Origin of the sequence: Microvirga sp. TS319 (assembly GCF_041276405.1) — a bacterium.
Taxonomy (GTDB): domain Bacteria; phylum Pseudomonadota; class Alphaproteobacteria; order Rhizobiales; family Beijerinckiaceae; genus Microvirga.
Map to the genome: position 1 here is coordinate 2,473,483 of NZ_JBGGGT010000002.1, position 14,731 is coordinate 2,488,213.

Below are 14,731 nucleotides of genomic sequence, written 5' to 3' on the forward strand. Positions count from 1 at the left end.
CCGCTTCCCTATGGGCCGCAGCCCGGACCTACAGCTCGTCGGCAGTCACAAACCTTAGTGGCTGTGCATCAAGGAACACAATTGTGAGTACTCTCTACGAGACCTTCCTGCCACTTGTTCAGAGCCTCAATGAATATGGCGGCAACTTCACGGCGCACTTTGTCTCGTGTCCGGTGCTGGATGCCATCGATTCTGGGGCGTCCCACGACAAGAACCTTGCCGATTTCAGGAGCAAACTGCTCTCGAAAATGAATGGTTGGAAGGGATTGCAAGATCATACTACCTTCAGCGCCCTGTTCGAGACTTTCTATGAGGCCGTGTTTTATCTCGTTGCTGCGGAGCGCGGAGTTCAGTTGCAGGCTATTCCTGCGGGTGCTGCCAAGGGAAAAACACCTGACTTCCAGACACAGCAAAATCCGTTGGTTGGTTTTGAGGTCAAGACAATCAATGTCGCTGACCCACAACGGACGTACGACAGCAGCATGGCAGGTGGGATCGATGCCGGCTTAGAGGCCCAGGAGCAGGCCGCGCAAAGCGGACTTGGCATCGTCGCCCGAACTGTCCAGCCGCATGGCAATGCAAAGGACCGGAAGGAAGCCTTGGAACAGGTGATGAAGAAGGTCGACGCCAACGTAAAGGCGGGCCAGTATCAGGCTGTTCCGACCTTCCTTGTCGTCTCGCTTGTTCGCACAGCTTTACATGAAAGGGCCGAGAACCTGAGGAAGTGGCTCCCATGGCCAGGGCAATCGCTTCCTGTAAATGGTCAGCTCTTCGCCGTTGCCGCCCATGATGCAGGCGACCCATTTAACTTTTTCCCCGAGTGGGGCAACAGCGTTGTCGACCTTGGTCCGCTGAATCGTGCCGGAATCCTGCGTGATCACCCCTTTATCGCTGGGATGATCTTCGTGGTGACCGAATGGAGCAAGGCTGATTGTCCAGATGCCGTGAAGAAGGCCTATGCTTTGAACGGGATATGGAACTCTGAGTGGGAAGCCGACAACTCATTCTCGGCTGAGGCCGTGGAATCAGCAAAGTCGACTTTCCTTCGCCTTTGCGATGCTTGGAATGACACCAAGGATACCCGGAGCGCACACCTGCCGACGAGGTAGCGGTGCCCTTTCCAGGTTTCGCGCGACTGGTCCGTTATCACGCGAGGCCAGCCACGCGCCTTGTTAGCCTCTCCCGTGCAGCATCAAGGATGGCAGGGTTGGTCTTCGACGACAGTTCCGACCGCTTCTTGCGCCCGAGGAAATACGAGATTCTCTCACCATTGGCCCCTGAAGGGTGTGGAAGACCGTCGAGGATACGCGTTGAATCAATAGCGCACTGTTGAGCCAACATTGCCAAGGCTGCGGCGGGCCGCGGCCCCAGCGGGATCCATATGGCATCTGTAAGCTGGCGGACTTCGGCAGCAAGGTATTCGGAAACATACCTGCGCAGAAGCGGATGGCTCGTCATGTCGGGAGTCCCCGAATAATTTTCGCCATTCAGGTAAACCGGATACCGCAATGCCGAGGTGTAATGTACCAACCTAGCCTCGGCTCCGAATAGTGCGGCGCACGACGGGAGCCCTAACCACCTGTGCACGCCGATATGATCCAGCATGTCAATGAGCTTTGGCCGCATCGATCCTGAGAACGATGCGGCTCCCTTTGCTGCTTTCGAAGCTGACGTCAGATGCTGGCCCGCCACCAGATGCCGCCTCGCCTCCAATAGCCCGTTCACAGCCTGCTGACGTCCTGGCGTGATGCCCAGAAGCACAACGCGGGCCTGCTGGTTGACATACTCGAATGGCGCATAGGTAACCGAGATGGCCCCCTGTTGCTCCAGAACCAGCCGGCCACCAAGCGTGGGATCTGCGGAGATCTGCGCTGGAGAAGCCGAGATGATAATTTGAGAAAAGCCGGCAAGAAGGTGGTTCATGATGTTAGGCGCTCACCGTTAGGCGGAACTCGGTCCGACATATCTGCAATCTTACCTTAACCATTCCTGGGTTTCTCGAAGAGAACCTTGCCATAAGAAGAGAACCTTGCCATAAGAGATGCTCGCGAGCCGTTCGATCCTTGCCGCCGCGCGGACGATGGTGTCGACATCGACCTTAGACATGTTAGCCGCCTTGGCATGGGGGCGCAGGTAGCTGGCGGAGGCCGGCTTCAGTCCCGCCCGGGCTGCCACCAGATACGCAACCGCCTCGGCTTCTATCTCACGCTCGCTGTGGCTCAGGTGGGTTCGGTCCGGCCAGCCGCTCTCATTGGCTTTGGTCGTAATCGATTGGCAACCTCCGAGGTGACCACAAAAGATGTGCCCAAGCTCGTGGGCCAGGGTGACGAAGCGCTCTGGAGGCGTCATCCGGTCGTTGATCACGACGCCATAGACCCGAATGCCCTCGACCACAGAAGCCACCGTCTGGGCATCGGCGGCGGACGGTCCCAGCGCGCCTGGCGTATCCGTCGCGGGTTTTCCATCAACACCGTGGAAAGCAGCCGTACCTGCATTGTCGTAGCCATGCCGTCGGAACTCCGTTTTGACCCGGAAGAGCTTTTTCTCGTGATCCTTGCCGAGATCCTCGGTGGCCTTGCCCTGATCGCCGGCATCTACAGCCGCATCGCTGCCGTCGCTCTCATCCCGATCCTGCTCGGCGCCATCGTGACCGTGCACGGCCCGGCCGGCTTCTTCTTCACCAACCCGAACGGCGGCTGGGAATTCCTGGCGCTGTGGATCGTCGGCCTGGTCGCGGTGGCCCTGCTCGGCGACGGCGCCTACGCGCTGAAGCCCACCCCGGCTGCCACTCGCCCTTCGCTCGCGCGTTGAACCTGACCTATCCATGCTCACGAGGCGCACGCTCATGACCACATCCGGAGCCTTCCTGGCGGGGAGCCTTGCAGGAGGCCCCGCCCAAGCCCGCGGCACCACTCCTGGCGTGACCTCGGCCGGCGCACCCATGCGGATCGGCACGGTGGCCCTGACCGTGCGCGATCTCGACACGGTCAGCCGCTTCTACCGGGAGGTGATCGGTCTCACGCCGATTGAGACCGGCACCGGCCTCGCCCGCCTGGGCGTAGGCGAAACGGCCCTGCTGGAGCTGCGCCACGATCCGGCCGCTCCGCTCGCCAGCCCGCGGGCCGCAGGCCTGTTCCACATCGCCTTCCTGGTGCCGAACCGGACCGACCTGGCGCAGTGGCTGCTCCACGCCGCCGAGCGGCGCGTGCCCTTGCAGGGCGCCTCGGACCACCTCGTCAGCGAGGCGATCTATCTCGCCGACCCGGAGGGCAACGGCATCGAGGTGTATTGGGACCGGCCGAGCGAGACCTGGTCCTGGCGCGACGGCATGGTCGAGATGGCCACGCTGGCGCTCGACCTCAATGGGCTCGTTGCGCCCGTCAAGACACGCGACTGGGCTGGCTTGCCGATAGGGTCGCTGATCGGTCACGTCCATCTCCAGGTGGGCGCACTGGACGCGTCAGATCGCTTCTATGCCGATCTTCTCGGTTTTGAGGTGATGACCCGTTATCCCGGGGCGACCTTCCTCGGATCGGGAGGCTATCACCATCACATCGGCACCAACATCTGGAACAGCCGAGGCGCACCGGTGCGCTCGGAGCCGACGACCGGGCTGGCCGACGTCGAGATCGTCGCCGAACCGGGCACGCTGGAGACCCTGCGCTCCCGCCTCTCCCCGGAGCAGGCCTCCGAGGCAGGCCCGATGGGCCTGCCGCTGCGCGATCCCTGGGGCACGTCGATCACCGTCGTGACTGCTGAATCGTGAATGATCGCCCCCTGCGGCGGAATCGAGGAGAAGACGTCATGCTCGTGAACGGCACATGGACGGCCGACTGGCAGCCGGTGCAGGCCAAGGACGCCAAGGGCGGCTTCGTCCGGCAGACGTCGAGCTTCCGTCACTGGATCACGCCGGACGGCAGCCCGGGCCCGACCGGTGAAGGCGGGTTCAGGGCCGAAGCCGGGCGCTACCATCTCTATGTGGCCCTGATCTGCCCCTGGGCGTCGCGCACGCTGATCGCGCGCAAACTCAAGGGGCTTGAGCAGGCGATCTCGGTCTCGGTGGTCGAGCCGCCCCTGACCGACAAGGGCTGGCGCTTCGGCGACTATCCGGGCGCCAACCGCGATGAGCTCAACGGCGCCACCTATCTCCACGAGATCTATACCAGGGCGGACCCGACCGTCAGCGGGCGCGCCACGGTGCCGGTGCTGTGGGACAAGCAGCGCCACACCATCGTCAACAACGAGTCCGCCGACATCGTGCGCATGCTCAACTCCGGCTTCGGGGATCTCGCCGATGACACTGTCGACCTCTATCCGCAGGACCTGCGGGCAGAGATCGATGCCCTCAACGACAGGATCTATCCGCGCCTCAACAACGGCGTCTATCGCGCCGGCTTCGCCACCACGCAGGAGGCCTACGAGGAGGCGTTCGGGGAGGTGTTCGGCATGCTCGACGAACTCGAACAGCACCTGACCGGCAAAGCGTTCCTGTTCGGCGACCGGATCACCGAGACCGACATCCGCCTGTTCGTCACGCTGATCCGGTTCGATGCGGCCTATCACGGCCTGTTCAAGTGCAACCTGCGCCAGGTCGCCGATTACCCGAACCTGAGCGCGTATCTTGAGCGGATGCTCGCCATCCCCGGTGTGGCGGGCACGGTCAACATCGACCACATCAAGCGCGGATATTACTCGATCAGGAGCCTGAACCCGACCGGGATCGTTCCGCTCGGTCCAGCCCTGGGATTTGCCAATCTTCTCGCCAGACCCCGAGATGACCTGGGAGCGCCTGCCAGCAGGATCCGACCCGCGGCCGAGTGACAAAGCCAGCCTGGGCGGCAAGGGGTTGTTGTTTCGAGCAACACGGCACCGAGACGGTTCCAATCAGGATCCGTTGAACCAAGGAGTGTCTCATGACCACGTTCAAGGTCGGCTATCTCATCGGCAGCCTTGCCAAGGAATCGATCAACCGCAAGCTCGCCAAGGCGCTGATCCGCCTCGCTCCGGAGCACCTCACGTTTACCGAGATCCCGATCCGGGACCTGCCCCTCTACAGCTACGATTACGATTCCGACTTTCCCCCGGTCGCCAAGGCCTTCAAGGAGGCCATCGCGCCGCCGATGCGGTGCTGTTCGCGACGCCCGAGTACAACCGCTCGATCCCCGGCGCGCTGAAGAACGCCATCGACTGGGCCAGCCGCCCCTATGGCCAGAACGCGTTCACCCGCAAGCCCTCGGCCGTGATCGGCACCTCGCCGGGCGCGATTGGCACCGCCATCGCCCAGCAGCACCCGCGACGCGTGCTCGGCTTCTGCAACTTGCCTCAGATGAACGCCCCGGAGGCCTCCATCCAGTTCAAGCCCGGCCTCGTCACCGATGCCGGCGAGGTCACCGACGAGTCGACGGAAACGTTCCTGCGGAATTACATGGCCGAGTTCCATCAGTTCATCGTGCGGGTCTACACCGCCCTGCCCCGAGATGCCTGACACCTTCACGAGGCATGCCTCGAGACCGATCCTCGGCGCGGCGCGATGCCGGCCTTCCGAGCGTCCGGCCCAGGTTCGACCCTGGTCAATTGTGAAGCCCGGACCTAAGCCTCTTCCGCATGAAGAAGGGAGAGGCGGTCGCATCGTCCCTTTCAATCCATGCCGCCTCGAGTGCGCGGTTCAGGCGGCTCACGATATCGCTTTGGGAAAATCGCCTCCTTGAGCCTCAAAACCTGTCGGTTTGTCTCAAGGGGGCTGTCGTCTTGCATCATGCGGGTGGGGTTGTCTGGTGGAACGCTGTCCTACCGCGATCAGGAGCTGACGCTCCACCGCAACGGCTTTCCCGAACAGGTCTGGATGGATCTCGACTGATGCGCTGGAGAGCGACCCGGAGGTCAAGCTGGAAATGTTCAAGGATGGCCGGGCCGTGAGTTACGGCGAGATGATCCTCACCGCTGATGAGGTCAACCCCGTCTTCCAGGCACTGACGGAACACGGGATGACCGTAAATGCCATCCACAACCACATGGTCGGCGAGGAACCACGGTTGTTCTTCATGCACTGGCGGGGCGTCGGCCGACCAAAAGAGCTCGCAACCGGTCTCCGCGCTGCCCTTGATGGAATGAATGTTCGCGAAAAGGGATAAAGGATCACCCCGACGCAGGTATTCTGCCTGGCCTGTCCGCACCCTCGCAGTGGCGGCAGCGCAATGGCGCCCCAAATCCGGAGCATGGTTTTCCGGGACCACAGGAGGATCCGTCATGTTATCGGCTTGCCGCGGTGCCTTCGCGCTCTTGGCCTTTCTCGCATTCACCGGATCAGGGTATGCCCAGCAGTCGCAGCAGGTCTTCCCGCTGCCCAAAGGCGCCTATCCGCACGACGTGGCGCCCGCTCCGGATGGCAAGGTCTGGTACTCCGCCCAGCGCAACGGCGCCCTCGGCATCCTCGATCCGAGCACAGGCCAGAGCCGCGAGATCAAGCTTGGGCCGAAATCGGCACCGCACGGCGTGATCCAAGGTCCCGATGGGGCAGCCTGGCTCACCGATGGCGGCCAGAACGCCATCGTGCGGGTCGATCCTCAGACCGAGAAAGTGACGGCCTGGAAGCTCCCCGACGACACCGGCTACACCAATCTGAACACCGCCGTGTTCGACAAGGACGGCATGCACTGGTTCACGGGGCAGAACGGGTTCTACGGCCGGCTGAACCCGCGGAGCGGCGAGTTGAAGGTCTGGAAGGCGCCGCGCGGCCGTGGCCCCTACGGCATCACCGCCACGCCGGAGGGAGACGTCTACTATGCCTCGCTCGCCGGCAACCATATCGCCCGCATCGACAGGGCCACGGGCGAGGCGACGGTGATCGAACCGCCCACGAAGGGCCAGGGCGCCCGCCGCGTGTGGTCCGACTCGAAAGGGCGCATCTGGGTCTCGGAGTGGAACGCCGGCCAACTCGGGCTGTACGATCCGAAGACGAATGCCTGGCGCGAATGGAAGCTGCCGGGTGACAAGCCACAGGCCTATGCGGTCTATGTCGATGACAGCGACATCGTCTGGGTGTCCGACTGGGCTGCCGACGCCATCCTGTCCTTCGATCCGGCCACCGAACAGTTCACGAGCTATCCGATGTCAGAGGCCGACGCCAACGTGCGTCAGATCCTCGGCCGCCCCAGCGAGGTCTGGCTGCCGGAATCGGGCGCCGACCGCCTGATGGTGATCCGCACGGCCCGGCATTCGCAGTGAACTGGGGTCTCGGTCCTCTGCCTGCCCTCCTGCTGGGGATCAGCGCCGCAGGGGCATGGGCTGACGGTGGTGATCCGGTGCGGGGCGAGAGGGTGTTCCAGTACTGCTATTCGTGCCACTCCGTGCAGCCGGGCGAAACGAACCTGCAAGGGCCGAACCTGCACGGGATCGTCGGCGGCAGGATCGCTTCGCAGGAAGGGTTTTCCTATTCCCCTGCCCTGCGCGCCTTCGCCCCACGGGAGGAGCGCTGGAGCGAGGATCTCTTGGACCTCTACCTGACTGCCCCGTACAAGCTCGTGCCGAAGACCAGCATGGCTTTCCCGGTATTGAGGCGTCGGATGAGCGCGCCGACCTGATCGCATACTTGCGGACGAAGGGCGGGCCGAATTGAGAATCACGAGTGCTGTTTCGCTGCATAGCCTGGAGGCCAGCGCCGGTGCAGGTCGCGAAGAAGCAGCCCCGCACAGCCGGCGATCACGAAGAGGATGACCCCGACCAGGAGCATGCACCGCCGACCGTACCGATCCGCGATGAGACCGGCGAACGGCGCGAAGATGGCGACGCTGAGCGAGGGAGCGGGTACGAGCAGCCGCACCAGCATCGCGGCATTTGGATCATCGGCGAACAGGCGCTTGAGCCCGGGGAGCGCGGGACTGATCGTGGCGTTGGCCATGGTCGTGAGGGACGCTGCCATCAGCAGCGCGATCGCGCGCGGGTCTCGCCAGATCCGTGTCTGTCTCGGGATGGGGGTGACGTCCATGGCATGCCTCTTGGTCGAAGTGACGATTCGAGGGACGGTACGACTTCAAGTCGAGTTGAGGTCAAGCATGGGAATGATGGACATCGGCGAGGTTGCCGCACGATCAGGCGTGCCGCCCTCGACGCTGCGCTACTACGAGGAGGTCGGCTTGATCCGGTCCATCGGCCGACATGGGCTGCGGCGGCAATTCGATGCCGATGTCCTCCTGAAGCTGTCTCTGATCGAATTCGGGAAGACGGCCGGCTTCTCCCTCACCGAGATCGCGGGCATGTTCGGGAAGGACTGCCGGCCCGACATTCCCCGGGAGCAGTTGCACGCCAAGGCGGATGACTTGCAGCGCCAGATGCTCGACCTGCGCGTGCTGCGGGATGCCCTTCCGGCGTAGCGGACCGAAGCCGATCCCGGCGCGAGCCGGCATTCGGCCACGGACCCTGCCCGTGACCATGGCCGGATCCGTCCGTGGCGTGGAACCGGAATCAGGGCCGCACATTGTCAGGGTCATCGGCTGAGCCAACTCGTCTCCAGCCAGGTTCATGCGGGCACGGGCGCCTCGTCCCTGCTCCAGGCAGCCCCGGCCCTTGGACATTCCGGCCCGGCCACACGCCACGACCCCGATCCACGCCCACAGCCGTGCAGGAGATTGCCCGATGTCCAAGACCGTCACATGCCTCTACCAGGACCAGCAGAAAGCCGCCGCCATCGTCAGCCGCCTGGAACAGGCCGGCCTCTCGCGCGGCGACATCGATGTCTACACGGACGCCTCCGACACCCTGATCGACGATCTGGTGGATGAGGGCGTGCCGCGCTCCGACGCCCATGCCTATGCCGAGGGCGTGCGTCGGGGGCGCGCGCTCGTGACGGTCGAATGCGACGACGACGCGGTCGACCGGGTGGTCGGCATCCTGGACGGCGAGGGGGTGCTCGACCTCGACGAGCAGCAGACCTCCTGGCGCGCGGACGGGTGGCAGGGCCATGACGCGTCCGCATCGGGCGGTGTTGCCGGCATGGGTTCCGCTTCATCCGACGTGGCCAGCGATCTCGCCGGATCCGGCCGCACGACCCGCGCCCGCGCCGATGCGGCTGACGTCGGTGGGAGCGACCAGGTGATCCCGATTGCCGAGGAGGAGCTGCATGTCGGCAAGCGCGAGGTCGGCCATGGCCGGGTGCGCATCCAGTCCCGCGTGGTGGAGCGCCCCGTGCAGGAGCAGGTCACCCTGCGTGAGGAGCGGGTGGACGTGGAGCGGCGTCCGGCGTCCGGCACGACGCAAGCCGGCACCATCAGCGGCGATCCGTTCCAGGAGCGCACCATCGAGGTGGAGGAACGTCGTGAAGAGCCAGTGGTCTCCAAGGAGGCGCGTGTGACCGAAGAGGTGGTGGTGCGCAAGGACGTGGAGGAGCGGACCGAAACCGTCTCCGACACCGTGCGCAAGACCGAGGTCGACATCGAGGACGAGCGCCGCAGCCAGGGCACCGGCACCACCGGCCCGACCGACCGCAAGCGGTAAGCCTTGCACCCGAAGCCCGGCTCCGATGCCGGGCTTCGCCCTTCCCTTCGTCCTTGAAGCGGGTGGTCACGACCCCTCGCCTGCCTGCTCGTCGGGATCGGCGCGCGCAACCACGGCCCGCTGCTTGCGCCGGCTCACCGGCACCTCGACCTCTTCGGTGGAGATCTGGCGGCGGATGTGCAACTCCTCTTTCAGCACCAGCCGCTTCTCGACGACGAGCACCTCCTCAACCACTGGCACGATAGTCACGTCGCCCTCGGTCCTGATCCCGGGCACGGTGTCGACCATCCTGTCGACGGGCACACGGGTGACCTCCACGGTCTCCCGCTGCACGCCCGCATGAGCCAGCTCCTCGACGGTGTCGGTGACCGTCCGCACGCGCACCCGCCCGGTCACGACCTGCCGCTTGCCGACGGACACGGTCTCCTCGGCGAGCGGGATGACCTCCTGCAATTGGGCATGAGGATCGCCCCTCAAGGTGTCGTCCGGGAGCCGGACAGGCATGAAACCGTCACAATAGATGGTAGGTCCAAGAGGCTCACACCTGGCGAGCGAGAACGCATCATTGGGATATATGAGGAGGGCTTCCAGGCCTGTGCCTTCAGCAATGCGGTTCTTGATATGGCTGGGCTGATACCTGAACAGAGCGCGAAGCAGGCTGCCGAAGTGGTTCTTGCGCTCAGTGTTCTACAGGCGGATTGCGCGCGATCCCCTTTATGGAACAACGAACAAACCCCTTACTGTTGAGTTTGTAGCCATCTGGTGATGGGAGAGAACGGTGCCTCGGTTCTATTTCGACGTGCGGGAGGGAACAAGCTTCACCCCTGATGAAGAAGGCCTTGAGTTCGCGAGTCTCGACGGGGCCGAACGCGAGGCGGCGACCGCAGCCGCGGAGATCGGCCGGGACCGGCTGCCGAAGGGTGACGCCCGGGACGTCACGGTGGAGCTCAAGAACGAGCATCACCAGCGGGTGCTGACCGTGACGGTGACGATGGGGATCCACCGGGTTGAGCCAGAACCGAAGCCACCGCGCACGTGAGAAGAGTGTCCGCGAATTGCGCTGAACCCCTTTTATGGAATGGCCAACAATACGTCGCTTCTCAGCCTTCTAACGGGATTACGGTGCGCTCACTCCGGCGCTGGGGATGCTAGAGGCTTGTCCTTCTCGACAACATATGTGATCGCGAGCCGTAGCGGCTTCTCGACATTGCGCACGCCATGCGGGACCGCAGGTGGAATTTGAAAACTTTCTGCGGGCTTGAGCTTTTTATCGGGCTGGCCTTGAACGAAAAGCTCTCCCTCACCCTCTAGCACGAAGGCTGACTCAACGCCTGGATGAGTATGCCGGGCCACGGTTGCCCCTGCGGCAATCTCCGCCAGGACCAGGATGGTGGCATACTTAGGATCAGGGAATTCGGTCTTGCTCAGGACAGTTCGTGTGACCCCGCCCGTTGTGGCCCCCTGAGTTTGAGCCTCGGCATTAAATCCGGCTAGACCGACAGCAGCACAGATGGCGCAGGCGCCAAAGCGTCTCCTCGACAACATGACGGATCCTCCCGATGGCGGGAGGAGATTTTACCACATTACTTCGCTCCGCGCGCGTGCCCCCGAATTTCGCGGAACGGGAATTACGGAACCATGGCAAAGGCGAACTATGCTGCCTCAGAACAGATTGAGTCCGGTTTGGTTCAAACTGAGCCGTTGGGCCTGGCCTATTGAAGGTCAGCTTACTCTATGGATACGGAAGCTCGACTTGCGTCTGCCCCGTGCCAAAAGGTGACATTCCAGCCCCCGACGCCGGCTGATGCAGGATACTCTTCTGCTCCGATCGCGCCAGCGTCGCCCTATCCATCGTGGACTGGATGACTTTCGCGGAAGGCTGTTCGTGGAACGACTGAGCGACACGGCGATGCTCAAGGAAGCATCTATGTCGCTGACTTTCTAGCTCTATCGGTCTCTCTTAGCCGAGAGCCGATACGATCTCGCTGGTATCGTAGTAGAAGGGCGTCGCCTCAATCAGGCGCTCGTCCTGAAACCGTAAGACCTCCGCGAAAGGCTGCCTGATGGTCATTCCGCTGGTGCGGCACGTCAGGCAGAGGGTACAGGTCATAAACACGGTGTCAGCCTCCCGTGCCGCGGTCAGGCCCTCAACCCTCATATCGCTCCAAACCTCCCGCATTCTGCGAAAGAGGGCTCCAGCGCCTTCCAGACCCTTCCAGTCACCGGGATAGGGCAAAGACAATGGCTCGTGCACCACCACATCCGGATGGAAGGCCTCGGCCAGAGCCGCCACATCATCCGCCCCTGACCGGATGAATTTCATCTCGACCTCAAACATGCGCTCAAGAAGCTGCATGGCGGTCAGCCGGATCCGGGAATTCTCGTTCATCATCATCCTCGCTCATGGGCTGGTGTGGCCAGCTCCGGTTTAGGGAGAGAGGAGGCTTAGAAAGAGAATTCGGAGAGCAACACCCGTTTTCTGCTGGACGGACCAAGAGCCCTATTCCGGCTGCCCTTCGTGCTGGCCTTTAAGCCTCTTCACGAACGCCGCGATGATGTCCCCCGTCCTTCGGGCGAAGTCATCGATGACCGCCTGTTCTTCGGGTGTGTAACAGGCCATCAGTGCTTCCGTCTTCTCACCGAGTTCGCGGAAGAGGCGCTTAATCTCGGCCAAGCGCTCGGGCAGAATGACGATCACCGTTTTACGTCGGTCTCGGTCATCGGCGGCACGGCGCACGAAGCCTTTCTTTTCCAACCTGTCGACGACGCCCGTGATGGCTCCGGTCGTAAGGCCGCTCGCCTCTGCCAGCTTTCCCGCGGTCATTGGACCGTTCTGAAGGAGAATGTCGAGGCATTTGTGGTCAGTGATGTTCAAGCCGAGATGATCGGCGATGGCCTGGTGCAGAAAGATCGTCCGAGCGCTCAGCTCTCTCCAAACATCCGTTTTCACGCGCTCGATTGACATTGCCCACCAGAGTCTCTTATCAAAAATATATCTTAGCATTTAAGATATCAAGTTTGTGAGTGAAAGTACCATGCACCCGACGACCAAGCAAACCGCGATCGAGGCTGAGGACGAGGCAGCCATCCGCAGTTTGGCTGATAGCCTCGTCACGGCCTGGAATGCTGGAGACGGCATCGCGTATGGCCGTGCGTTTACGGTTGATTGCGACTATGTCACATTCAACGGGCAGCACGTTCACGGTCGCGAGGCTGTAGCAGCCAGCCATCAAGCGCTGTTCGATACGCATCTTCACGGCTCGAAACTGATTTTCGAGAGCCTCCACATGCGCCCGCTCGGCGACGGCACGGTCCTTGTCCACGGTATCGGCAACAGCCTCCTCAAAGGCCAGAGAAAGCTCCGCAAGTCGCGCCGCTCCATTCAAACCTTCGTCGCAGTGCGCACGGAGACCGGGTGGCTATTCACGGCATTCCACAACACGCGCATTTTCAAGATCACACCGTTTCGCGCATTGCTGATGTTGCTCGGCCTCTGAAAGCTGGGAGCGGAGCCGATGTGAGCGTCTTAGATCGGCATCTCAAAAAGCCGGCGCGAATGTCCTCTCCTAGCGCACTCGTTTCGCGGAACGGGAATTGTGGAGCATGGCACTTTGTAATCAGAACGTCCCTGCGGCCAGTAAGCCGGCCGGTGAATGTCCGCAGCGGGTCAGGAACCGAGATTCTCTGCGTTTTTGGAAGGTCCGGTTCGATAAGGATTGCTGCCTTCGAGCTTAGGTCTCAGGCGTGCCGATTGCGTTGACAAAGTCGGCCTCCATGCGGGCTCGGGCAGCGATGCAGCTTGCCTTGTTGAGGTTAGGACTGTGGTGAGGTGTATCCTTCGAGCCTTCTCAGGCTCCCTGGATCATCTGAGGCGCTGGTGAAGTGATCAGCTTGGCGAGCTTTCTCAGGTTCTGGGCGGTTGCCGCTAGCAGGAACTCATCCTGAGCCCCGCACGGACCCCGCAGCCGCAGACGGCCCATCTTCAGGATCCGCTTGAGATGGGCAAACAGCATCTCGATCCGCTTGCGGCCTTGGCGCGACCGCTCATAGGCCGGCGTGCCGGCTAACGAGCGTGCGACCTCCCGGGCATGCTCATAGATGCTGCGCGGGATCTTGCGCGTCGGCGTGTTGGGACAGCACTTCTCCTTGAGATGACAAGGAGCACAATCGAACGTGCTGCCCCGGTAGATGCGAGCCGTGCCCTCGTTCACAATCCGGCCGCTGGTCGTCAGCGTCTTGCCCTCAGGACAGGTGTAGGCGTCCGTTTCCGGATCATACCTGAAGTCTGATCGTGAGAAGGTGCCGTCCTGGCGCTCGGACTTGTCGATGACCGGAACATGCGGCTCGATCTTCTGTTCGTCTACGAGCCAGTGCAGCATCTCGGCCGAGCCATAGGCGCTGTCAGCCGCCAGCCGCTCGGGCTTGAGGCCGAAGCGCTCAGCCGTGCGCTCCAGCATGGTGCGGGCAGCCCCCACCTCGGCCTGCCGCACGGCACGGCTGGCTTCGACATCCACAATCACGGCTGACTTGAGGTCGATGAGGTAGTTGTCGGCATAGGCAAAGAACGCTGGTCCACGCAGCGCCCCGGTCCACTGAGCCGCTGGATCAGAGGGCGAGATGAACTTCGGTTCAACGTCAGTCGCGGCACCCCAGGCGGCCTCGTCGAGCGTGGCGAGATATTCGCGCACCGCCCGTGGAGCGTCCGGAGGGTGATCCTGCGCTTGCCAATCTGATCCGGGCAGAGAGCGCTGCTTGTTGGCATCAGCCTGGATCAGGCTGGCATCGACCGCAAAGCCTTCGCCACTCACCAGCCCCTCATCCAGGCAGCGCTGCACCACGGCCTCGAACAGGTAACGGAACAGATCGCTCTCACGGAAGCGCCCGTGCCGGTTCTTGGAGAAGGTGGAGTGGTCCGGCACCTTCCCCTCCAGGCCGAGGCGGCAGAACCAGCGATACGCCAGGTTGAGATGCACCTCCTCGCATAGGCGCCGCTCGGAGCGGATGCCCAGGCAGTAGCCGATCAGCAGCATGCGGATCATCAGCTCGGGATCGATGGAGGGCCGTCCCATGGAGCTATAGAAGCTCGCCAGATGCTGGCGCAGCCCGGAGCAGTCGACAAAGCGGTCGATGCGCCGCAGCAGGTGATCGGGCGGGACGTGATCCTCGAGCCGGAACTCATAGAACAGGCTCTCCTGCATCACGAGACGCTCGCCCATCATGGCCCGATCCTCCTGCCGAGAAT

General features: G+C 62.7%; 18 protein-coding genes and 2 pseudogenes. 12 read left to right on the forward strand and 8 right to left on the reverse strand.

Going from position 1 to position 14,731, the window contains the following annotated elements:
- The first annotated feature begins 83 nt into the window (after positions 1-83).
- On the forward strand, positions 84-1,109 hold the full coding sequence (locus tag AB8841_RS20970) for a hypothetical protein (RefSeq protein ID WP_370437735.1): 1,026 nt from the start codon (positions 84-86) through the stop codon (positions 1,107-1,109).
- A gap of 37 nt (positions 1,110-1,146) precedes the next feature.
- On the opposite strand, the gene AB8841_RS20975 is transcribed toward AB8841_RS20970, so the two are convergent.
- Both AB8841_RS20975 and AB8841_RS20980 read right to left on the reverse strand, forming a co-directional pair.
- Positions 1,147-1,923, reverse strand: a complete 777-nt coding sequence (locus AB8841_RS20975; protein ID WP_370437736.1) for a hypothetical protein — start codon at positions 1,921-1,923, stop codon at positions 1,147-1,149.
- Between the two features lie 51 nt (positions 1,924-1,974).
- A complete protein-coding gene (locus tag AB8841_RS20980) occupies positions 1,975-2,394 on the reverse strand; it encodes an ImmA/IrrE family metallo-endopeptidase (protein ID WP_370437737.1) in 420 nt (139 codons plus the stop codon).
- A gap of 156 nt (positions 2,395-2,550) precedes the next feature.
- On the opposite strand from AB8841_RS20980, the pseudogene AB8841_RS20985 reads away from it, so the two are divergent.
- The 7 genes and pseudogenes from AB8841_RS20985 to AB8841_RS21015 all read left to right on the forward strand — a co-directional run.
- Positions 2,551-2,811 (forward strand): annotated as a pseudogene (locus AB8841_RS20985) (DoxX family protein); the annotation flags it as partial.
- Positions 2,812-2,845: 34 nt separating this feature from the next.
- Complete coding sequence (locus AB8841_RS20990; RefSeq protein WP_370437738.1) at positions 2,846-3,766, forward strand: VOC family protein; 921 nt, start codon at positions 2,846-2,848, stop codon at positions 3,764-3,766.
- A gap of 38 nt (positions 3,767-3,804) precedes the next feature.
- Positions 3,805-4,821, forward strand: a complete 1,017-nt coding sequence (locus AB8841_RS20995; protein WP_370437739.1) for a glutathione S-transferase family protein — start codon at positions 3,805-3,807, stop codon at positions 4,819-4,821.
- A 92-nt stretch (positions 4,822-4,913) separates the two neighbouring features.
- Positions 4,914-5,485 (forward strand): annotated as a pseudogene (locus tag AB8841_RS21000) (NADPH-dependent FMN reductase).
- 376 nt (positions 5,486-5,861) lie between these two features.
- A complete protein-coding gene (locus AB8841_RS21005) occupies positions 5,862-6,131 on the forward strand; it encodes a DUF1259 domain-containing protein (RefSeq protein ID WP_370439330.1) in 270 nt (89 codons plus the stop codon).
- 115 nt (positions 6,132-6,246) lie between these two features.
- The gene (locus AB8841_RS21010; protein WP_370437740.1) at positions 6,247-7,224 is read left to right on the forward strand and encodes a lyase; all 978 of its coding nucleotides are present in this window, start codon (positions 6,247-6,249) and stop codon (positions 7,222-7,224) included.
- Positions 7,221-7,580, forward strand: a complete 360-nt coding sequence (locus AB8841_RS21015) for a cytochrome c family protein (protein WP_370437741.1) — start codon at positions 7,221-7,223, stop codon at positions 7,578-7,580. The genes AB8841_RS21010 and AB8841_RS21015 overlap by 4 nt, the downstream gene beginning before the upstream one ends.
- Positions 7,581-7,618: 38 nt before the next feature.
- Here the strand turns inward: AB8841_RS21015 and AB8841_RS21020 are convergent, their stop codons facing one another.
- Entirely contained in the window at positions 7,619-7,984 is a 366-nt protein-coding gene (locus AB8841_RS21020; protein WP_370437742.1) for an MFS transporter, read from the reverse strand.
- Positions 7,985-8,051: 67 nt separating this feature from the next.
- Between AB8841_RS21020 and AB8841_RS21025 the strand changes: the two genes are divergently transcribed.
- Both AB8841_RS21025 and AB8841_RS21030 read left to right on the forward strand, forming a co-directional pair.
- Positions 8,052-8,369 carry a MerR family transcriptional regulator gene (locus tag AB8841_RS21025; protein WP_370437743.1) on the forward strand — a complete coding sequence of 106 codons (318 nt, stop codon included), beginning with the start codon at positions 8,052-8,054 and terminating at the stop codon, positions 8,367-8,369.
- A gap of 262 nt (positions 8,370-8,631) precedes the next feature.
- Positions 8,632-9,489 (forward strand): YsnF/AvaK domain-containing protein, encoded by an 858-nt coding sequence (locus tag AB8841_RS21030; protein WP_370437744.1) that lies wholly within the window; start codon positions 8,632-8,634, stop codon positions 9,487-9,489.
- Positions 9,490-9,555: 66 nt separating this feature from the next.
- Here the strand turns inward: AB8841_RS21030 and AB8841_RS21035 are convergent, their stop codons facing one another.
- Positions 9,556-9,993, reverse strand: coding sequence for a YsnF/AvaK domain-containing protein (locus AB8841_RS21035; RefSeq protein WP_370437745.1), 438 nt, complete (start codon positions 9,991-9,993; stop codon positions 9,556-9,558).
- Between the two features lie 274 nt (positions 9,994-10,267).
- Between AB8841_RS21035 and AB8841_RS21040 the strand changes: the two genes are divergently transcribed.
- Entirely contained in the window at positions 10,268-10,528 is a 261-nt protein-coding gene (locus AB8841_RS21040; RefSeq protein ID WP_370437746.1) for a hypothetical protein, read from the forward strand.
- A gap of 89 nt (positions 10,529-10,617) precedes the next feature.
- On the opposite strand, the gene AB8841_RS21045 is transcribed toward AB8841_RS21040, so the two are convergent.
- The 3 genes from AB8841_RS21045 to AB8841_RS21055 form a co-directional block, all read right to left on the reverse strand.
- Positions 10,618-11,034 (reverse strand): cupin domain-containing protein, encoded by a 417-nt coding sequence (locus tag AB8841_RS21045; protein ID WP_370437747.1) that lies wholly within the window; start codon positions 11,032-11,034, stop codon positions 10,618-10,620.
- A 415-nt stretch (positions 11,035-11,449) separates the two neighbouring features.
- A complete protein-coding gene (locus tag AB8841_RS21050) occupies positions 11,450-11,884 on the reverse strand; it encodes a nuclear transport factor 2 family protein (protein ID WP_370437748.1) in 435 nt (144 codons plus the stop codon).
- A 105-nt stretch (positions 11,885-11,989) separates the two neighbouring features.
- Positions 11,990-12,493, reverse strand: coding sequence for a MarR family transcriptional regulator (locus AB8841_RS21055; protein WP_370437749.1), 504 nt, complete (start codon positions 12,491-12,493; stop codon positions 11,990-11,992).
- A 31-nt stretch (positions 12,494-12,524) separates the two neighbouring features.
- On the opposite strand from AB8841_RS21055, the gene AB8841_RS21060 reads away from it, so the two are divergent.
- Positions 12,525-12,986 carry an SgcJ/EcaC family oxidoreductase gene (locus tag AB8841_RS21060; RefSeq protein ID WP_370437750.1) on the forward strand — a complete coding sequence of 154 codons (462 nt, stop codon included), beginning with the start codon at positions 12,525-12,527 and terminating at the stop codon, positions 12,984-12,986.
- 351 nt (positions 12,987-13,337) lie between these two features.
- Here AB8841_RS21060 and AB8841_RS21065 read toward each other — a convergent pair whose 3' ends face one another.
- Positions 13,338-14,708 carry a transposase gene (locus AB8841_RS21065; protein WP_370437751.1) on the reverse strand — a complete coding sequence of 457 codons (1,371 nt, stop codon included), beginning with the start codon at positions 14,706-14,708 and terminating at the stop codon, positions 13,338-13,340.
- Positions 14,709-14,731 lie beyond the last annotated feature (23 nt).